Origin of the sequence: Bacillus cereus group sp. MYBK5-2 (genome assembly GCF_051915685.1) — a bacterium.
Taxonomy (GTDB): Bacteria; Bacillota; Bacilli; order Bacillales; family Bacillaceae_G; genus Bacillus_A; species Bacillus_A cereus.
The window spans coordinates 651209-669336 of record NZ_JBQAFE010000001.1; the positions used below are offsets into that span (position 1 = coordinate 651209).

Genomic DNA, 18128 nt, shown 5'->3' on the forward strand with positions numbered 1-18128 from the left:
TAAAAACTTCCATTCTTATATACGAATGGAAGTTTCATTTTAATAGAAGAAATGAGGAGAGATGATGGGAAAGGTTTATATTGTTGGAGCGGGTCCTGGCGATCCAGATTTAATTACTGTTAAAGGGTTGAAATGTATTGAGAAGGCAGATGTTATTTTATACGACCGACTTGTGAATAAAGAGCTGCTTTCATACGCAAAGCCTGACGCGGATTTAATTTATTGCGGAAAACTCCCGAATTATCACACGATGAAGCAAGAGACAATTAACACGTTTCTTATTAAGTATGCGAAAAAAGGAAAAGTTGTAACGAGGCTTAAGGGCGGCGATCCATTTGTGTTTGGTAGAGGGGGAGAAGAAGCTGAAGCATTAGCAAAGCAAGGTGTACCATTTGAAATCATTCCTGGTATTTCAGCTGGAATAGCTGCTCCTGCTTATGCGGGCATTCCAGTGACGCACCGTGATGCAAGTGCAAGTTTTGCTATTGTGACTGGGCATAGGAAAGAAGGTGCTGAAGAAGAAGTGAAATGGGAAAGTTTAGCGAAAGGTGTAGAGACTTTAGCGGTATATATGGGGGTTAGTAATTTGCCCTACATATGTGAGCAACTTATGAAGCATGGAAAAGATAAAAGTACGCTAGCTGCTATTATTGAGCAGGGGACGACGTCTATGCAACGCACAGTTGTTGGAACGTTAGGGACAATTGTAGATGTTGCGAAAAAAGAGCAAATTCAAAATCCGAGTATGATTGTAATTGGAGAGGTTGTCCGTTTTAGAGAAAAAATTCATTGGTTTGAGAAGCAGACAGAAAATGCTTATCAAGTAAGTGGAGTGTTGTAAAATGAAAGCCGTCTTATATATATGTCATGGAAGTCGTTTGAAGACAGCGAAAGAAGAGGCGATTCAATTTATTACATCATGCATGAGCCGTATAGAAGCGACTATTCAAGAAGTTTGTTTTTTAGAGTTAGCGAATCCTTCTATTGAAGATGGTTTTCGTACATGTGTGAAGCGTGGGGCCACTGAGATTATTGCTATCCCTGTTTTTTTATTAGCGGCAGGTCATGTAAAAAAAGATATCCCTTTTGAATTGGAAAAGTTAACTAATCAATTTTCGGATGTTAAAGTGACCTATGGTAATCCGTTTGGTGTATCAGAAACACTTGTTAAATCGGTGTATAGCGGAAGTGGCATCGAACAGGAAGATAAAAATGAAGTGACGTTACTTCTTGTTGCAAGAGGGAGCAGTGATCCTGAAGTATTAAGAGATATAAACTGGATTGCTTCTTTATTTCAAACAAAAGAGAAGGTTAAAAAAGTAGAAGTTTGTTATTTAGCGGCTGCAGAGCCAAAATTTGAGGAGAAGTTAAAGGAAGTTGTAGAACGAAAAGAAAAGAACATCGTTGTACTGCCTTACTTGTTATTTACAGGTTTACTTATGAAACATATTGAGAAAGAAGTGCGCCAATATGAAGTGGAAGAGATAAAAATCAGTCCATATTTAGGGAAGAATGAAGCGTTTCAAGATATGTTAATTCAGAAAACGACGGAGTTATTGAAAGGAGATCAGTATGTATCCACTTACAGTGCGAGTTAATGAGAAACGCGTTGTTGTTATTGGCGGGGGAAAAGTTGCAGGATTTAAAATTATTCCTTTACTCAAACAGGGTGCGGATATAGTTGTGATAAGTCCAGAATTAGATGCGAATTTAGTAAAACTTGTGGAAGAAAAGAAAATTCGTTGGTATCAAAGAGAATATGAAAAAAGTGATATTAAAAGTGCTTTTTTAGTTGTTGCAGCGAGTAGTGATTCAATATTAAATGAACAAGTTGCTGAAGATGCCGCTGAGAATCAATTAGTAAATATTATTACAAATCCGGAAAGTGGTAATGTTCATTTTCCGGCAGCGATTCATCGTGGTTTACTTAATATAGCAGTTTCTACTGGGGGAGCGAGCCCGAAGCTCGCAAAAAAAATTCGAGATGATATTGCAAATAAATATGATGAGACATATGAATCGTATTTAGATTTTTTATATGAAGTAAGGTTGAAGTTAAAAGATTTACAGTTAGAAAAGAGGGAACGAAATATATTGCTCCAAGAAGTGTTGAAATCAGTATATGTGCAAAATGAGGGGAAAAGAGAAAGTTTTTTACGTGAGTTAGAGGAAAAGGTTTTAAAATAATAAAAGATAAAGTGCGCTTTACAAATATAAAAATATAATTTATAATCACAAGTAACTTCAATAGATGAAATCGATGAGCAAGAAGAGTACGTATATTTGATGCGTTCAGAGAGCTGGGGTTAGGTGGGAGCCCGGTACGATAAAATATACAGAATGGGCTTGCAAGAGGTATGTTGAACATTGTAGTAGGCAACCCGGGTTCCGCCGTTAAAAGGATAGAGTATCGGAATTATTCCTGTACTTGAACAAGTGGGATTTATCAATCCAATTGAGGTGGTACCACGGTATTTACATTACATATATCGTCCTCTACATGCATATTTGCGTGTAGGGGACTTTTTTATTTTCTAAAGGAGGTGTGCGAGTATGAAATGAAAGTGTATAATTAACAAAAGTTTAAATATTCAGAAAAGGAGAAATTATGATGAAAGAAACACAGCAATGGACGTCGAAAATAGGCTTTGTACTCGCAGCAGCCGGAGCCGCAGTAGGTCTTGGTGCGATATGGAAATTTCCATATGTTGCAGGTAATGGCGGGGGAGGCGCATTCTTCCTTGTATTTTTACTATTAACTTTATTTATAGGTATGCCTCTTTTAATAGCGGAGTTTGTTATTGGACGTAGCACGCAAAAAGAGGCCGTTACAGCTTATAAAGTACTAGTGCCAAATAGCAAAGTATATCCTTGGATTGGTCGTATGGGAGTTGTTACTTGTTTTAGTGTACTATCTTTTTATAGTGTTGTAGGTGGATGGATTTTACTTTATTTATATTATAGTGTGACAGGAAGTTTCTGGAATGGAGCAGCTGATTATGGACAATTGTTCGGTGAAACGATTTCAAATCCGTTAAGTGCGATTGGAGCACAATTTATCTTTATGCTTTGTACAATTTTTGTCGTAAGTAAAGGTGTAGAGAAAGGTATAGAAAAGGCAAGTAAGTACATGATGCCGCTATTATTTATTTTATTTATTGCGATTATTGTTCGTGCGTTAACACTCGATGGTGCTTTTGCTGGAGTAGAGTTCTTCTTAAAGCCAGATTTTTCAAAGCTTACAGCAGATACGATTTTATACGCGATGGGACAATCTTTCTTCTCACTAACAGTAGGTGCCTCAGTAATGGTCACGTATAGTTCGTATTTAAAGAAAGAGGAACATTTAGCGAAATCAGCAACATCTATTGTAAGTTTAACTGTTTTTGTTACAGTACTTGCAGGATTAGCAATTTTCCCAGCGATTTTCGCATTAGGAGTAAAACCAACTGAAGGACCAGGATTACTGTTTATCGTCCTTCCAGCAGTATTTGCAAAAATACCATTTGGTCAATTTTTCTTTATTATGTTTTTAATTTTATTCTTCTTTGCGACTTTAACATCAGCAATTTCAATGCTTGAAATTGTAGTAGCATCTGTTGCGAAAGGTAATGAGAAGAAGCGTCCGTCAGCATCATTATTAATTGGTATTCTTATTTTTGCAGTCGGTATTCCATCAGCGTTATCATTTGGGATTATGAGTGACGTGAAAATATTTGGGAAAACGTTCTTTGATTTAGTCGACTTTTCGGTAAGTAACGTATTGCTACCGTTAGGAGTACTAGCTATTTCATTATTTGTACCAAATAAAATGAGTAAAGAATTGTTGATGAAAGAATTAGAAGTGACGGAAACGAAAGGGAAAACGTTATTTAACATTTGGTTCTTCTTACTTCGTTATGTTATTCCGGTAACTGTAATAATTGTATTTTTAAATGCGATAGGTGTATTTAAAATGTTTGCATAAAAAAAGGCGGGGATCTCCCGTCTTTTTTTATGTTGATGAATGTAATAGACGATTATACGCTTTATAGGCTGTGGTGACTGCGAGGAATGAACCGATTAAAAATAAAACTGAGCCGCCAAATGTAAATATTCGGCCAATATACGTTCCTCTAGCTTCTTCTATTTTTTGTTGTAATTGCGTATTCATATGGATCACCTCGTCAACTATAGGCATTTAGTTATAGTCTATGTAGAATGCCTATATTGTGTGAAGTGTAAATAAAAAACCTCGGTAGGCACCGAGGTTTTTTTATAATCCGATATAAGGAGATGGGTCAACTGCGTTTGTCTTGCCGACATTCCATTCTCCAAGATGAAGTTCGAAGTGTAAATGTTGTCCGTATGATTGGCCCGTATTCCCCATAAATCCAAGCTGATCGCCTTGTTTTACAGTTTGTCCATTCGATACAGAACGGCTATTCATATGAGCATATACTGTCGTATATGTTTTTCCGTTTATACGGTGAGATAAATACACTACGTTTCCGTAACTAGATGATAATTCTGAGCGAATAACAACGCCATCTGCAGCAGCGATAATTGGAACCGTTCCCGAAGCAGCGATGTCAATTCCTTTATGGTTATCTAAAGAACGTACACCAAATCCGGAAGTTTTTGATCCAGCTGCTGGTTTGATAAAACCACCGATATTTGTATCATGTGGTGTTGGGGCCGCTTGAGCAGATTTAGTAGCTTGTTGTTTGCGAGCCTCTTCTGCCTGGCGGGCTTCTTCCGCTTTACGAGCTTCTTCCGCCCGTTTTTCTTCTTCAATTGCTTTTTGAACAGCTTGACGTTGATTTTCTAAAATGCCCTTGGATTCTTCTAATCCTTCAATCTCTGAATCTACTTTTGCTACTTTCGTATGTAGATCGTTAATAAGAGTTTGTTGCTGCTGTTGGTTATTTTGTAATTCTTGTTGTTTTTGTTCTAGTTTTTGTTCAGAGTCTTTCAGTTGTTGTTCTTTTTTCTCAACAGCCTCTTTTTCTGTCGTTACAGCATTTTGATCAGATGTTTGTTTTTTTACAATATCTGTATCGTTGTTTAATATTAAACTTACGGAGTACATATTATCAACAAGATCAGCAATGTTTGTAGAGTTTGTTAATACTTCTGTAATGATATTTGTACGCGGTTTTTCTTGCATAGATTGTAATCGTTGTTTAATAACTTCCTGACGTGTATCTATGTTTGTTTGTAATTGTTCTATATGTTTCTTTTTGTCAGTAATTACTTGTTGTGTTTTGCTAATTTCTTTTTTTGTATCGTTTAATTCAGTCTCATTTTTATTAATGGAAGTAGTTAATTCATCGATTTTCTTCTGTAATTCTTGAATTTCTTTTTCTATTTGTTCTTTCTCGACTGATTTATTTTGTAAGTCACTTTGTTTGCCTTCTAATTCAGATTGAATGTTAGATAATTTATCTTGATTCGTTTCAGCGTATACGGGTGAAAGTAACGGGGAAGCAAAAATCGTTCCTGCTGCTAAAACACTAAACGCTGCAAATTTCTTTTTCATTGTTGTCTGACTCCTTTCCCTATGAATGTTATATATCATAAGAAGAAGGGTGTCTATCGTTGTAATCATAATGTAAAGAAAATTTTATAAAATTGCTAAGTTTTGTCGGAATTTATCATTTTTCAACTGTAATTGTCATAGTGCTTACATTTTATTCATATGTGTAACAAAGGTGTATTTTGGAATTTTCCTGTAAAATGAAGGAGGAAAGTAATCGTTTTTATGAGGTGAAATATTACTTGGAAAGCTAATAAAACACTAGTGAGGAATCGTTCTCATGTGAGGTTTTCTGACATAGGTCTACTTTTTGTCAAGAAAATTATTTGCGTTCGGGCAAAGTTATTTTGTTGTCAGATTTAAATTTTTGATTTATGATTTTTAACAGGGACAAAATGTAGTGAATTGTCGAATAATATGTAATACTCTTAATTTCTTAGTTTTATAGAGATAGAATGAGAGATAGAGTGACACATCGAAGAGGGGGTTACAACAAATATGAAAAGAATAGGACTAGCATGGCAAATATTAATAGGACTTGCGCTTGGTATTGCGGTTGGGGCGATTTTCTTTGGCAATCCAGCAGTGGTGAGTTATTTACAACCAATTGGTGATATTTTCATCCGATTAATTAAAATGATCGTTGTGCCAATTGTTGTAGCAAGTATTGTTGTTGGGGTTGCTGGTGTTGGCGATGTTAAAAAATTAGGTCGACTAGGCGGAAAAACAATTATTTACTTTGAAATCATTACAACAATTGCAATTATTGTCGGTCTATTAATAGCGAATATTTTCCAACCAGGAAAAGGCGTAAATATGGAGCAGTTAACAAAGACAGATATTTCGAAATATACACATACGACAGAGCAAGTACAAAGTCATTCATTTGCAGATACATTTGTAAATATTGTTCCAACGAACATTATGAAGTCGTTAGCTGACGGAGATATGCTAGCTATTATCTTCTTCTCTGTACTATTTGGTTTAGGTGTAGCAGCGATTGGTGAAAGAGGAAGACCAGTTCTTCAATTTTTCCAAGGTGTAGCTGACGCGATGTTTTACGTAACAAACCAAGTTATGAAATTTGCACCATTTGGTGTGTTTGCACTAATTGGTGTTACAGTTTCTACATTTGGTCTTGCTTCATTAATTCCATTAGGGAAATTACTAATTGTCGTATATGGAGCAATGATTTTCTTCGTCGTAGTTGTCTTAGGACTTACAGCGAAAATATTTGGAATTAACATTTTCCAATTCTTTAAGATTTTAAAAGACGAGCTGATCTTAGCGTATTCTACAGCAAGCTCAGAAACAGTTTTACCAAAAATCATGGAGAAAATGGAGAAATTCGGTTGTCCGAAAGCAATTACATCTTTCGTTATTCCGACAGGTTACTCATTTAACTTAGATGGATCAACTTTATATCAAGCAATTGCGGCTATTTTCTTAGCGCAAATGTACGGTATTGATTTATCTATTACACAACAAATTACATTGTTGCTTGTATTAATGGTTACATCAAAAGGGATCGCAGGTGTACCGGGCGTATCATTCGTTGTATTATTAGCGACACTTGGTACAGTAGGTATTCCACCTGAAGGCTTAGCGTTCATTGCTGGTATTGACCGTATTTTAGATATGGCTCGTACAGCAGTTAACGTTGTAGGAAACTCTTTAGCAGCTGTAGTTATGTCTAAGTGGGAAGGTCAATATGACGCTGAAAAAGGACAAGCTTATTTAAAAGAGATTTCTGAAAAGGGTCAAGCGGCTTAATTATAATATGAACAAGCTCTCACATAATATGTGGGAGCTTTTCTGTATATAGAAGAGGAGTAGACATAATGAAACGTAAATATGGTGACGGTTCTTCGTGGAAGAGACTAATAGAAAAGAGTTATACGGTTAAGCAAATGGAAGAGGGAATGCTCGGAATACTGGATATAAAAAAGGTGAGAGAGCCTAGTTGTAAAGAATATGATGGTGAAGAACTTTGTATTGCAGCGGATCAGTATACGTGGATTCAATATTTCATAGACGGGAAAAACTTTGCGATTACCGCTATGTTAGATGATCAGAAAAAATTAGTGCAATATTATATCGATGTGGCGAAAGAATATAAAATAGACGATCGTGGTTTACCGTATTTTGATGATTTATATTTAGATGTAGTATTATTATCTAGCGGTAAGGTGTATGTATTAGATGAAGAGGAGCTAGAGGATGCTTATAAAAGTGGTGATGTCACGAAGGAAGAGTATGAGCTAGCTTGGTACACTACGAAATGGATATTAGCAACAATGAAAAATAGTGAATTTTATTGGATTTCAATATTGGAAGAAGAAATCGAAAAGTTAAAATGATTGTTGTATTCAAATTTTTGTATAATTACCAAAAAAATCTATACAAAAAATAATTGACTTTTGTTTTGTAAGCGAGTAAAGTTAGGGAAGAAATTATTATTAAAAAATAAATATGAAACCTTCTTATAAAGAGAGGCGGAGGGACTGGCCCTACGATGCCTCGGCAGCGGACTCGATTTCAGAGTGCTGTGCCAAATCCAGCAAGCGTGTGCTTGAAAGATGAGAAGAGTGTTTCTTATAGATGTATAAGACCTCTTCTCATCGGAAGAGGTCTTTTGTTATTCATTAGAAAAAGGTTGAAACTAGGGAGAGATGGTACTTTGAAAGAAACGAGAGGAAATGGTTTAGCTTTATTACCACTTGGGATATTTTTGGCGCTATTTATTGGTTCTGGAATTATTACAGGTGATTTCTATAAATTGCCGATACTTGTAGCGATTTCAATTGCTGTAGGAGTCGCTTTAGTGATGAATCGTAAAGAAAGTTTTAATGTGAAAGTAGAGCGGTTCGCTAAAGGTGCAGGAAATCCGGATATTATGATTATGGTATTAATTTTTGTGCTTGCAGGTGCGTTTTCTGAAACTGCTAAAGGAATGGGCGGAGTAGACTCAACTGTTAATTTAGCGTTAACTATTTTACCGCCAGGATTTATCGTAGCTGGAATCTTTGTTATTGGTGCATTTATTTCATTAGCGATGGGAACTTCAATGGGAACAATTGCAGCATTAGCGCCGATTGCTGTAGGTATTAGTGGTCAAACTGATATCTCAATTGCGCTTGCAATGGCTACTGTTGTTGGCGGAGCGATGTTTGGTGATAATTTATCATTTATTTCAGATACAACAATCGCAGCTGTTCGTTCACAAGGAACAGAAATGAAAGATAAGTTTAAAACGAACTTTTTAATTGTGTTACCAGCGGCTATTATTACAATTGTACTATTAGTAATAGTTACTTCAGGGAGTGACACGCAGATTAAAGCACATAGCTTTGATTGGATAAAGATTTTACCGTACGCAGGAGTACTGATTACAGCGCTACTTGGCTGGAATGTACTTATTGTATTAACTGGTGGAACTGTACTATCTGGTGTTATCGGTCTTATAGATGGAAGTTACACGTTAGAAAGTTTCTTTAAAAGTGTAACGACTGGAATGGGCGGTATGATGGAGTTAGTATTACTTGCTATATTAATTGGCGGTATGGTTGAATTAATCCGATATAATGGTGGTATTCAATATTTAATGAATGTATTAACACGTAATATTCGTTCGAAAAAAGGAGCGGAATTTGGTATTGCTGGTTTAGTGAGTATGACGAATATGTGTACAGCGAATAATACGATTTCAATTATTTTTACAGGCCCGCTTGCAAAAAATATTGCAGATCAATATGAAATAGACCCTCGTAAATCAGCGAGTGTATTAGATCTTTTCTCATGTTGTGTGCAAGGATTAATTCCGTACGGTGCCCAAATGTTAACGGCAGCAGGATTTGCAGCGTTATCTCCAGTTGAATTGTTACCGTATGCATTTTATCCAATTTTAGTTGGAGTATGTGGGATTGTTTCTATTTTAATTGGGTTTCCAAGGTTTTCGAAAGTAGCTAAGAAAAAAGAGTATCATAAAACAGCTTAATTTAATATGAATGTTAGTAATTAAAAAACGTGCAGAGAATAGACTCTGCACGTTTTTTTTGCGTAAAGGGCTGAATATGACTCGGTCTTAAGTCTGAGTAGAAAACGGTTCTTAAGCTCGTTATGGAAAGATGAAAAAATAGTTAAGATAAGAGTATCAAATCGAAGGGAGGCAAGCACAAGATGAAACAATTTCTAGCGTTTATCGCAGCCGGTATTTTGGCTTTAATTGCTCTTGGTAGTCTTGCTGGTATTGTAGGATTCGCAATCGGAGCAGGAGTTGTATATTGGAGCTATAAATCATTTGTGCGAGCTAAATCATTTTTTGGAAAGTTAGCTTGGGGTATTGTTGGTTTAATCGGTTTATCCATTGCACTTTCTCATTCGCCAGCATTAATCGGTATCGCTGCTTTAGTGGTTTTATACTACGGATACCGTGAGTGGAAAAAAGAAAAAGATGTAGTTGTTGAATCTGCTCCAGAAAGTTCTAAATCATATAGCAACTTTGAAGATGAGTGGAACAAATTAATGAAAAACTAAAACAATAAATCAAATTATAATTAAAGTAGAAGAGAGGAAGATTTATAATGAAACAATCTTTATTCGGACGTGTACGCGATGCAATTTTAGCTGATTTTCATAACGTGTTAGATGAGAAGGAAAGAAAAAATCCAATTGCGATGTTAAACCAATATTTACGTGATAGTGAGCGTGAAATAACAAAAATTGAGAAGTTAATTGAGCGTCATAAAACATTAAAATCTAATTTTGCTCGTGAGCTTGAGCAAGCACGTTATTTCGTTAATAAAAGATCAAAGCAAGCTATCATTGCTCAAGAAGCAGGTGAATTACAATTGCACGAACGTGCGTTAGAAGAGGTAGCTTATTATGAAGGGCAAGTAACTCGATTAGAAGAAATGTATGCAGGTGTTGTAGAGCAAATTGATGAGTTAGAGCGTCGTCTTTCTGAAATGAAAAATAAATTAAAAGAAATGCACGCAAAGCGCATGGAACTAATGGCACGTGAAAATATGGCACATGCAAATCGTCGTATGAATACTGCGATGCATAAAATGGATGAAAATAATCCGTTCTTACGATTTGAAGAGATTGAAGATCATATTCGTGACTTAGAAACTCGTATGAATGAAGAGCATGAGCGTGACACGTTTGATATGAAAATTGCAAAACTTGAGCGTGAAATGAAAGAAAAGAATGATGTATCGTTAACGAAAGAGTTAACAAAATAATAGTAGTATATTATAAAACAGGCTTATGATATAGTGATAGGAGAAAAGGTGTTGGAAAGCAATGCCTTTTCTTCTATGTATATGTGACAAGAAGGGGGGAGCTGAAATGAAGAAACATTTTTCAAAGACACAATTAATGGGGATGCTCCTCATCATATTTGGATTCGGTCTTTTTCTTGATATGATACTTGGACATTTTGAACCAGGTGGTCTCATTTTTGCATTTATTATGCTTATGTTTGGAAGGCATTATCGTAAAAAGAATCGTTATGTACGGGGAAATGTATTTTTATTTGTTGGTGGTATCGTATTTTTATTTTTCTTATTTTCATCAGCAGCATTTGTTCTTGTCGTATTTGCTTGTTTAGCTTTAATTGGTTATCAATTGATTCAACAAGGGCATCAGCAAAAAGCAATGAAGGTTGAAATTAAAGAAAAAGGGATTATAGACGAAGAGAAGCAAATATATCGTACAGAAACATATTTGAAAAATATGTTTGTAGGCAATGTACGAATGATGGATCATATTTATGAACTTGAGGATATTAATGTTCAATATGGTGCTTGTGATGTGGAAATAGATTTAACAACTGCTATGATTCCAGAAGGGGAAACGGTAATTGTTATTCGGGGTGTCGTTGGTAATATTCGTTTATATGTGCCGTATGATATTGAACTTTCTTTAAATCATTCTGTTATTGTCGGACGTGTGCTCTTGCCAGGTCATGAAGAGACAGGGTTTAACCGCAATGTTACATTTAGAACAGAGCAGTATAAAGAGGCTCCTCGACGTATTAAAATTATTTCTTCGCTTGTCGTAGGCGACACGGAAGTGAGGAAAGTATAATGAAGAAACAAAAAAATATTTCGTGGATGTATATTCGTTATTCTATGTTGTCCTCTGTTAGTATCGCACTCATTTGTACAATTGTATATGTATGGAAAAGCGAGCAACAAGTGTATGATTTATTATGGAAGGAATCCATCGCTTCTGTTCCAATTGGCTTGTTTATTATGACTACAAGTTTACTTATCGGGGGAATTGTAGGATATGCAATCGGTTATTATATAGAGCAGCGTATACAAGGATTAAATACTTTTCTATTTGAAGTAGAGCGAGGGAATTTTCCGAGCGATGTTTCGTTTACTGCAGATGATGAATTTCATGAAGTGGAACGAAAAGTAATCGTTCTGGCTCGTCGATTAGAGGAGCAAGCTGGACTCTTTCAAAAAGTAACGAATGAACGAGCTCATTGGAATGAAGAGATGAGACAAGAAGCGATTTCTCAAGAAAGGCATCGTTTAGCAAGGGAGTTGCATGATTCAGTAAGTCAGCAGCTTTTCGCAATGTCGATGATGATGTCAGCGATTAATGAACAAATAACTGAATTTCCAGATGTGACAAAAAAACAATTGCAACTTGTTGAAAATATGGTTGTAAATGCTCAATCAGAAATGAGAGCATTGCTCCTTCATTTACGTCCTGTACAATTGGAAGGTAAGAAACTGACAGAAGGTATAGAGGAATTATTAACGGAATTATCGCGAAAACAACATATGAAAATTGAATGGCTTATTGAGCCAATAGAATTAAAAAAAGGTGTAGAAGATCATTTATTCCGTATTGTGCAAGAAGCGCTATCAAACACGTTGCGACACGCGAAGGCAAAGAAAACAGAAGTGCGCCTTCGAAAAATTGATCAATATGCGATTTTAAAAATCATTGATGACGGCGTTGGGTTTGAAGTAGGGGTTAATAAGGCTGGTTCATATGGCCTAAGATCGATGCAAGAGCGTGTTCATGAAATTGGTGGGACACTTAAGGTACTTAGTTTCCCGGCCAAAGGTACACAAATAGAAGTAAAAGTACCGATTATGATTGAGAGAGGGGGAGAAGTATGATAAAAGTATTGCTTGTCGATGATCATGAAATGGTTCGTATGGGTGTATCGGCATATTTATCGACACAGCCAGATATTGAAGTAGTAGGGGAAGCTGAGAATGGAAGAAAAGGATCAGAATTAGCATTGCAATTAAGGCCGGATATTATTTTAATGGACCTTGTTATGGATGAGATGGATGGTGTCGAAGCAACACGTGCTATTATTCAAGAATGGCCAGAAGCAAAAATTGTAGTTGTAACAAGCTTTTTAGATGACGAAAAATTGTATCCTGTTATTGAGGCTGGGGCGACCAGTTACTTATTAAAAACATCAAGAGCAAGTGATATTGCTGATGCTGTACGAGCTACTTATGATGGAGAAACAGTATTAGAGCCGAAAGTTACCGGGAAAATGATGTCCCGTATGCGTCAAAAGAAAGAGCAACCTTTGCATGATGATTTAACGGAAAGAGAGTTTGAGATTTTGTTATTAATTGCAGAGGGAAAAAGTAATCAAGAGATTGCGGACGAGTTATTTATTGCACTGAAAACGGTAAAGACACATGTGAGTAATATATTAAATAAATTGAATGTAAGTGACCGTACTCAGGCGGTTATTTATGCATTTAGGCATCAATTAACGAAGTGATAAAGTGAAACTTTAATCAGTGGGGAGGTTGTTCCTCTCCCACTGATTATCAGCCCTCACCAATCGGACTTTTACGGGCAGTTAATGCGGGATAAAGTAAAACTTTAATTGGCGGGGAATTCCTCGCTGATTATTGGCTCGATACAATATAGATTTGGCGTTAAAACAATTGAATGTTTTTATTGACGACAAATAATGTAAGCGTTATCATTGAGGTGTTAACAGTACATATAAAGGGGAGAATGTATATGTTAGTTCAAACTATATTCGGAATGGATAAGTCTAAAAAATTAGGGGATTATGTGAACGCATTACAAGCGCTTTGTGAACAATATAATGTTGAAACAGATAAAATTGCGATTATTGAGGCAACAGAGGAATACTATTTATTTTTAGTAAAGCAAGAAGAGCGCTATGATGTTGTCAAGGTAGAAACAGTTGATACGAATATTGAATATTATACGAAGGCTTATAAAATAAGCAGTTTTAATCATGCTGCGTATCAAATGTAAAAAAACTCCCTTTTGGGAGTTTTTTTAGGAGGCTTTTACTTCGTGAGATTCGGTTACTAATGGAACTTTTTTCGTACCGCTTAACTTAGCCATTGCAAGACCAATAAGACCTCCTACTAATGCTGGTATTAGCCAGCCGATTCCTTCATTATATAAAGGGATAAATTCAAAATATGGTGTGATAAATGAAACTGAAATACCACCTTGTTTTAATCCATCAAATACGCTCACTACAGCTGCTCCAATTAAAGCACCTACATAAACAGAGCGATATCCACCGAAGTATTTATGAAGTAATGATAGTAGTACGAGTACAATCGCAATTGGATACACAACAAGTAGAATTGGAACAGAGATTGCGATAATTTTCGTTAAACCTAAGTTGGCAACTAGTAATCCTAATGCGCAAATGATACTCGCGAACGTTTTGTATGAAAATGTAGTCAATAATGTTGAAAAATATTGGCTGCACGCAGATACGAGTCCAACGCATGTCGTTAAACAAGCGAGTGTAACGATAAGAGATAATAGGAGCAAACCGTATGGACCGAATAATTGTTGTACGATAACAGTAAGTAGCTGTCCGCCATTTTTTGCATATCCGAGCGAGACGCTAGTTGCCCCAAGCCAGCCGAGTGCACCGTATACAAGTACGAGCCCTGTAGCGGCAATAAGCCCTGCTTTTGCTGTGGCGATGGCAATGGACTTACGATCATTCACACCTTTAGAGCGAATTGCATTTACAACGATAATTCCGAATGCAAGTGCTGAAATAGTGTCCATTGTTAAGTAGCCTTCCATAAAGCCTTTGAAGATTGGAGAAGTTTGATACTCTTGCATTGCTGGTCCTGATTGCCCAAGTGGTGTAAATACACTTTTAACAAACAATAAGAAAATAGAGAGTAATAAAATAGGTGTTAATACATTTCCAATACGATCAACAAGTTTAGATGGATTCAAACTCAGCCAAAATACGATAGTAAAGAAGATGATTGTATATACAAATAGCACTAGGCTGCTAGAGCGGATTGTTTCTGGTAAGAAAGAACTAACACCCATTTCATAAGCGACATTTGCAACACGTGGGATGCCCATAGATGGACCGATAGCAATGTATACAATTACTGTAAAGAAAATTCCGAATAATGGATGAACATGACTTGCAAGTTGCTGCATTCCATTTCCAGATAGAGAAATTGCGATAACAGTTAGTAGTGGTAAGCCAACTCCTGTTAGTAAAAATCCAATCATTGCTGGCCAAAAGTTTTCACCTGCATTTTGGCCAAGCATGGGAGGGAAAATTAAATTACCTGCCCCAAAAAATAAAGAAAATAGCATAAGACCCGTGAAAAAAATATGTTTTTTTGATACAGTGTTCATTGTTTTTCCTCCTTTTTTAAATTCATTTGTAAGAACACAAAAAACTCGTCCCTAAAGAAAGGGACGAGTTATATTTACCCGCGATACCACCCTAATTTACACATGTAGAAATAAATCTATATGTATACGGCTTTGCAACGTACAACATGATACGTGTTCCTTGTAACGGGGGACGGCCGGTAAGAACTTACTGTAACATTCGGTTCTACTTCTCGGAGATGATTTTCGGTTACGCGCTGAACGTTGGCTTTCAGCAAATCGCCAACTCTCTGGGGAACAGTTCTATAACGTACTCGTTCTCGTCAATGAATTTTTATTCAAGTATTCTGACAGTATTGTTGCATGTTTTTTTTAGAAAGTCAATATGTTTTTTGAAAGATATATTTATATACGGAAATATCGAAAGTGATATTCGTTGTTGTAAAGGAAATGATGAATTGTAAAATGGGAGTGAAAATTTGCGGAGAATTGTAAAATTTATAGAGAAAGTTGATATTTATAAGAGTAAAGAAGGGATTGTTTGAATTTACAGAGAATAATACAACAATCCACTTGCTGGAAAGAACAAACCAAAAGAGGTGACTGAAATGCTTGCGATGGGAGTATTATTTGGCATTATTGCTATAATTGGTTTTATGTGGTTATATTATTCGCGTTCGTTTAAACAAGCAGAAGTTTTACTCTTTCAAAAAGGTAGTTTATTGACAAATCAGTCTAGATATTTAGTATGTCCGAAGTGTGGAAGTGCACAGGCCAGAAGTGGAGGATATCAAGAGTGTTGCAAAATTAGATTATGAAAGAAAGGAAGCCTCACATTATTTTGTGAGGCTTCCTTCCTTACAACTTCATGGCGCTCCAAATTGTCCATCGATCTCTTTCAATAATAGGAGAGACGTTTTGTAATGCGGTCTGTATATGTTGTAGAAGTTGAGAAAGTTCATCATCTGTTAACTCATATAGAATAGATCGACCTGTTCGAGGAGATAAATCTTGCAATAATGCTTCTACAGAATCATGTATTTTTCGTATTTCCCATTGTGTTTGTGCGGGAAGTACATGAAGAGAATGTTTTTGTAATTCTGTCTGTATAGTGTTGGTTTTTGGACGTCTTTTTGACTCTATTTCAATAAGTTTTGGAAATAGAGAGAAAAAATATCCGCGAATGTGTTCGGGACTTCCTGGAATTGTACAATCTTCAATTGTTCGATCTTGTAAAATAAGTACACCGTTTTTATTTAATATACGAGAAGCTTCACGTAAAAATGTAGGAATGTCTTGTAAATGATGAATAACTGCACGCGAAATAACTATGTCGAATGTTTCATTAGGGTATGGGATATTATGTGCATCACCGTGGATGAATGAAATGTTTGAAAAGTTGTTACAATTTTCTTTTGCAGCTTGTAATATTTCTTTTGAAAAATCAAGTCCCACAACATTATTGGCTCCCATAAGAGCGAGTTCTTTCGTATAAATCCCACCACCACAGCCGATATCAATTATTTGCTTGTTTTGTATTTCTGTAATGTTTTTTACCATTTCAGCCCAAGAAATATGAGCGTTTCTTGTTGCATATGTGTACTTATTATTTTCATCATGAAAATTAATGGACATGATAAAGACCTCCTTTCAATGATTAGTATAGCGTATTTAATAGGATGTCACGTTTTTGTTTTATGTATGAAGATTATAAGGATTTCTTATCGTAAGAGGAGGATTAATTTGAAAGGGAAATATGTATTGGTGTTGTTGTTTGTTATGTTACTAGCAGCTTGTGGTCAAGTTGAACCGAAAAAAGAAACAAAAAAAGTAGAAGAGACGGTGAATGAAGTGAAAGAAACAATAGGGGTAACCGTTATACAAAAAAAACATAAAGAGAAAAAGTTGCAGGAATCAGAAGCGAAGTTAGTAATAGACATTTTGAATAAAGCTGAGAAACAAGAAATAACAGGAAGCTTCGGTGAACCTGAATATGAAATACAAATTAGTAGAGATGGGAAAAAAGAAACTTATTATGCATGGTTAAGGGGAGAAGATAGACGAGGATGGGTGCAATATAAGAAAGCTATGTATATGTTGAATGAAAAAGATACGGAAAAGCTTTTGGATATATTTCCAAATGTCTCAGAACAAAAAGAAGATGAGATGCAGGTAAGCCCTTTAACGGAAGTAACAAAAAAAGATTTGCAGATTACCGCGTTTCATATTAAAACAGGCGATCAAAACGTGAATTATACGGTACGGTATACGATTTCACAATCACTATACAATAAGTTAGTGAAGGAGCAAGAATATTATTTGCAACTCAATTTTCCAGAAAAAGTTCAAAAATTAATTGGAGCAAAAGAGAGTGAAATGATTTTAGGTGAAAAAGTAAAGGAAGGGTATAAGCAATATGAATTACATGCTACTGTTCCGATAAACAGCGCTTCAGAATCACAATTAAAATCATTAGAAACATATTACGAAAATTATGATTTGAAAATATTAAACAGTGAAAAAGAAAAAATAGGTGTGTTTCAAAATATAATTCAGATTGTTAAAGATTATGGTGAAAAAATGAATTTTCAAAGATAAAGTGAGACTTTAATTAGCCCTTACGGATTGGAATGAATGTAAACTCGTCAAATCTATATGACCTTTCCTAGGAAATGATAATAGAGAGGGGAAAGCACCCCTCTCTATTACTTTGCTTTTGTAGATGGCTCATTCATTGATTTTCGTGTAATAAGAAAAGAAATCATAAGAGCGGAAAGGATGACAAGGGCAATAAATACGTGATTGGGCAACAAATCTAATAATAATACGTAACTAACGGTATAAAAAATAAGAGTTGAAGCTAAAAACGATAGAGCACCTATTATAAGAGATTGTAAATTCATTTGTGTACACCTCCTTTTATTTATATTTTTGGCTGAAAATGGATTATATAAACATTATT

20 protein-coding genes, 1 riboswitch and 2 other annotated features are annotated in these 18128 nt (G+C 35.6%); of the genes, 15 read left to right on the forward strand and 5 right to left on the reverse strand.

Features of this window, described 5'->3' with window-relative positions:
• Nucleotides 1-64 precede the first annotated feature (64 nt).
• The 4 genes from cobA to ACTFP3_RS03595 all read left to right on the forward strand — a co-directional run bounded on the left by cobA (nucleotide 65) and on the right by ACTFP3_RS03595 (nucleotide 3967).
• Complete coding sequence (cobA, locus tag ACTFP3_RS03580) at nucleotides 65-841, forward strand: uroporphyrinogen-III C-methyltransferase (RefSeq protein WP_000521261.1); 777 nt, start codon at nucleotides 65-67, stop codon at nucleotides 839-841.
• Between the two features lies 1 nt (nucleotide 842).
• The gene (locus ACTFP3_RS03585; RefSeq protein WP_000648887.1) at nucleotides 843-1598 is read left to right on the forward strand and encodes a sirohydrochlorin chelatase; all 756 of its coding nucleotides are present in this window, start codon (nucleotides 843-845) and stop codon (nucleotides 1596-1598) included.
• Nucleotides 1573-2187 (forward strand): NAD(P)-binding protein, encoded by a 615-nt coding sequence (locus tag ACTFP3_RS03590; RefSeq protein WP_000283353.1) that lies wholly within the window; start codon nucleotides 1573-1575, stop codon nucleotides 2185-2187. The genes ACTFP3_RS03585 and ACTFP3_RS03590 overlap by 26 nt, the downstream gene beginning before the upstream one ends.
• Nucleotides 2188-2251: 64 nt before the next feature.
• Nucleotides 2252-2500: a binding site (T-box leader), on the forward strand.
• 111 nt (nucleotides 2501-2611) lie between these two features.
• Nucleotides 2612-3967, forward strand: a complete 1356-nt coding sequence (locus tag ACTFP3_RS03595; RefSeq protein WP_000665440.1) for a sodium-dependent transporter — start codon at nucleotides 2612-2614, stop codon at nucleotides 3965-3967.
• 27 nt (nucleotides 3968-3994) lie between these two features.
• Here ACTFP3_RS03595 and ACTFP3_RS03600 read toward each other — a convergent pair whose 3' ends face one another.
• A complete protein-coding gene (locus ACTFP3_RS03600; RefSeq protein ID WP_001096006.1) occupies nucleotides 3995-4153 on the reverse strand; it encodes a hypothetical protein in 159 nt (52 codons plus the stop codon).
• A 102-nt stretch (nucleotides 4154-4255) separates the two neighbouring features.
• A complete protein-coding gene (locus ACTFP3_RS03605) occupies nucleotides 4256-5521 on the reverse strand; it encodes a murein hydrolase activator EnvC family protein (RefSeq protein WP_000726086.1) in 1266 nt (421 codons plus the stop codon).
• A gap of 495 nt (nucleotides 5522-6016) precedes the next feature.
• Here ACTFP3_RS03605 and gltP point away from each other — a divergent pair, with 495 nt between their 5' ends.
• The 9 genes from gltP (at nucleotide 6017) to ACTFP3_RS03650 (ending at nucleotide 13807) form a co-directional block, all read left to right on the forward strand.
• Nucleotides 6017-7291, forward strand: a complete 1275-nt coding sequence (gene gltP / locus ACTFP3_RS03610; protein WP_000821134.1) for a glutamate/aspartate:proton symporter GltP — start codon at nucleotides 6017-6019, stop codon at nucleotides 7289-7291.
• A 68-nt stretch (nucleotides 7292-7359) separates the two neighbouring features.
• On the forward strand, nucleotides 7360-7878 hold the full coding sequence (locus tag ACTFP3_RS03615) for a DUF402 domain-containing protein (RefSeq protein WP_000824658.1): 519 nt from the start codon (nucleotides 7360-7362) through the stop codon (nucleotides 7876-7878).
• 120 nt (nucleotides 7879-7998) lie between these two features.
• Nucleotides 7999-8104: riboswitch (SAM riboswitch) on the forward strand.
• Nucleotides 8105-8198: 94 nt separating this feature from the next.
• Nucleotides 8199-9515, forward strand: a complete 1317-nt coding sequence (locus tag ACTFP3_RS03620) for a Na+/H+ antiporter NhaC family protein (RefSeq protein ID WP_025709328.1) — start codon at nucleotides 8199-8201, stop codon at nucleotides 9513-9515.
• Nucleotides 9516-9697: 182 nt separating this feature from the next.
• Nucleotides 9698-10054, forward strand: coding sequence for a lmo0954 family membrane protein (locus tag ACTFP3_RS03625; RefSeq protein WP_000808641.1), 357 nt, complete (start codon nucleotides 9698-9700; stop codon nucleotides 10052-10054).
• Nucleotides 10055-10101: 47 nt separating this feature from the next.
• Nucleotides 10102-10764 carry a PspA/IM30 family protein gene (locus ACTFP3_RS03630; RefSeq protein ID WP_000814127.1) on the forward strand — a complete coding sequence of 221 codons (663 nt, stop codon included), beginning with the start codon at nucleotides 10102-10104 and terminating at the stop codon, nucleotides 10762-10764.
• 106 nt (nucleotides 10765-10870) lie between these two features.
• Nucleotides 10871-11611: a cell wall-active antibiotics response protein LiaF gene (gene liaF / locus ACTFP3_RS03635; RefSeq protein WP_000716095.1), complete on the forward strand. Its 741-nt coding sequence runs from the start codon at nucleotides 10871-10873 to the stop codon at nucleotides 11609-11611.
• Nucleotides 11611-12666: a sensor histidine kinase gene (locus ACTFP3_RS03640; RefSeq protein WP_000744326.1), complete on the forward strand. Its 1056-nt coding sequence runs from the start codon at nucleotides 11611-11613 to the stop codon at nucleotides 12664-12666. The genes liaF and ACTFP3_RS03640 overlap by 1 nt, the downstream gene beginning before the upstream one ends.
• Nucleotides 12663-13295: a response regulator gene (locus tag ACTFP3_RS03645; RefSeq protein WP_000598707.1), complete on the forward strand. Its 633-nt coding sequence runs from the start codon at nucleotides 12663-12665 to the stop codon at nucleotides 13293-13295. The genes ACTFP3_RS03640 and ACTFP3_RS03645 overlap by 4 nt, the downstream gene beginning before the upstream one ends.
• Before the next feature lie 173 nt (nucleotides 13296-13468).
• Nucleotides 13469-13807, forward strand: a complete 339-nt coding sequence (locus tag ACTFP3_RS03650; RefSeq protein ID WP_002025529.1) for a DUF3922 domain-containing protein — start codon at nucleotides 13469-13471, stop codon at nucleotides 13805-13807.
• Between the two features lie 24 nt (nucleotides 13808-13831).
• Here ACTFP3_RS03650 and brnQ3 read toward each other — a convergent pair whose 3' ends face one another.
• Nucleotides 13832-15187, reverse strand: a complete 1356-nt coding sequence (brnQ3, locus tag ACTFP3_RS03655) for a branched-chain amino acid transport system II carrier protein BrnQ3 (RefSeq protein WP_016122166.1) — start codon at nucleotides 15185-15187, stop codon at nucleotides 13832-13834.
• Nucleotides 15188-15243: 56 nt separating this feature from the next.
• Nucleotides 15244-15502, reverse strand: a binding site (T-box leader).
• Nucleotides 15503-15774: 272 nt separating this feature from the next.
• Here brnQ3 and ACTFP3_RS03660 point away from each other — a divergent pair.
• Nucleotides 15775-15984: a hypothetical protein gene (locus tag ACTFP3_RS03660; RefSeq protein ID WP_000880630.1), complete on the forward strand. Its 210-nt coding sequence runs from the start codon at nucleotides 15775-15777 to the stop codon at nucleotides 15982-15984.
• 40 nt (nucleotides 15985-16024) lie between these two features.
• Here the strand turns inward: ACTFP3_RS03660 and ACTFP3_RS03665 are convergent, their stop codons facing one another.
• Complete coding sequence (locus ACTFP3_RS03665; RefSeq protein WP_016122167.1) at nucleotides 16025-16801, reverse strand: class I SAM-dependent methyltransferase; 777 nt, start codon at nucleotides 16799-16801, stop codon at nucleotides 16025-16027.
• A gap of 108 nt (nucleotides 16802-16909) precedes the next feature.
• Between ACTFP3_RS03665 and ACTFP3_RS03670 the strand changes: the two genes are divergently transcribed.
• Nucleotides 16910-17764, forward strand: coding sequence for a hypothetical protein (locus tag ACTFP3_RS03670; protein WP_006915519.1), 855 nt, complete (start codon nucleotides 16910-16912; stop codon nucleotides 17762-17764).
• Nucleotides 17765-17871: 107 nt separating this feature from the next.
• Here the strand turns inward: ACTFP3_RS03670 and ACTFP3_RS03675 are convergent, their stop codons facing one another.
• Nucleotides 17872-18069 (reverse strand): hypothetical protein, encoded by a 198-nt coding sequence (locus ACTFP3_RS03675; protein WP_001053357.1) that lies wholly within the window; start codon nucleotides 18067-18069, stop codon nucleotides 17872-17874.
• Between the last annotated feature and the right edge of the window lie 59 nt (nucleotides 18070-18128).

Excerpts from the sequence above, each read along its gene's own strand:
- ACTFP3_RS03630 (WP_000814127.1), top strand. The coding sequence starts at position 10,102 with ATGAAACAATCTTTATTCGGACGTGTACGCGATGCAATTTTAGCTGAT.
- liaF (WP_000716095.1), top strand. The coding sequence starts at position 10,871 with ATGAAGAAACATTTTTCAAAGACACAATTAATGGGGATGCTCCTCATC.
- ACTFP3_RS03665 (WP_016122167.1), bottom strand. The coding sequence starts at position 16,801 with ATGTCCATTAATTTTCATGATGAAAATAATAAGTACACATATGCAACA.
- ACTFP3_RS03650 (WP_002025529.1), top strand. The coding sequence starts at position 13,469 with ATGTTTTTATTGACGACAAATAATGTAAGCGTTATCATTGAGGTGTTA.
- ACTFP3_RS03675 (WP_001053357.1), bottom strand. The coding sequence starts at position 18,069 with ATGAATTTACAATCTCTTATAATAGGTGCTCTATCGTTTTTAGCTTCA.
- ACTFP3_RS03590 (WP_000283353.1), top strand. The coding sequence starts at position 1,573 with ATGTATCCACTTACAGTGCGAGTTAATGAGAAACGCGTTGTTGTTATT.
- ACTFP3_RS03585 (WP_000648887.1), top strand. The coding sequence starts at position 843 with ATGAAAGCCGTCTTATATATATGTCATGGAAGTCGTTTGAAGACAGCG.
- ACTFP3_RS03660 (WP_000880630.1), top strand. The coding sequence starts at position 15,775 with ATGCTTGCGATGGGAGTATTATTTGGCATTATTGCTATAATTGGTTTT.
- ACTFP3_RS03615 (WP_000824658.1), top strand. The coding sequence starts at position 7,360 with ATGAAACGTAAATATGGTGACGGTTCTTCGTGGAAGAGACTAATAGAA.
- cobA (WP_000521261.1), top strand. The coding sequence starts at position 65 with ATGGGAAAGGTTTATATTGTTGGAGCGGGTCCTGGCGATCCAGATTTA.
- ACTFP3_RS03645 (WP_000598707.1), top strand. The coding sequence starts at position 12,663 with ATGATAAAAGTATTGCTTGTCGATGATCATGAAATGGTTCGTATGGGT.
- brnQ3 (WP_016122166.1), bottom strand. The coding sequence starts at position 15,187 with ATGAACACTGTATCAAAAAAACATATTTTTTTCACGGGTCTTATGCTA.
- ACTFP3_RS03600 (WP_001096006.1), bottom strand. The coding sequence starts at position 4,153 with ATGAATACGCAATTACAACAAAAAATAGAAGAAGCTAGAGGAACGTAT.
- gltP (WP_000821134.1), top strand. The coding sequence starts at position 6,017 with ATGAAAAGAATAGGACTAGCATGGCAAATATTAATAGGACTTGCGCTT.
- ACTFP3_RS03605 (WP_000726086.1), bottom strand. The coding sequence starts at position 5,521 with ATGAAAAAGAAATTTGCAGCGTTTAGTGTTTTAGCAGCAGGAACGATT.
- ACTFP3_RS03625 (WP_000808641.1), top strand. The coding sequence starts at position 9,698 with ATGAAACAATTTCTAGCGTTTATCGCAGCCGGTATTTTGGCTTTAATT.
- ACTFP3_RS03595 (WP_000665440.1), top strand. The coding sequence starts at position 2,612 with ATGAAAGAAACACAGCAATGGACGTCGAAAATAGGCTTTGTACTCGCA.
- ACTFP3_RS03640 (WP_000744326.1), top strand. The coding sequence starts at position 11,611 with ATGAAGAAACAAAAAAATATTTCGTGGATGTATATTCGTTATTCTATG.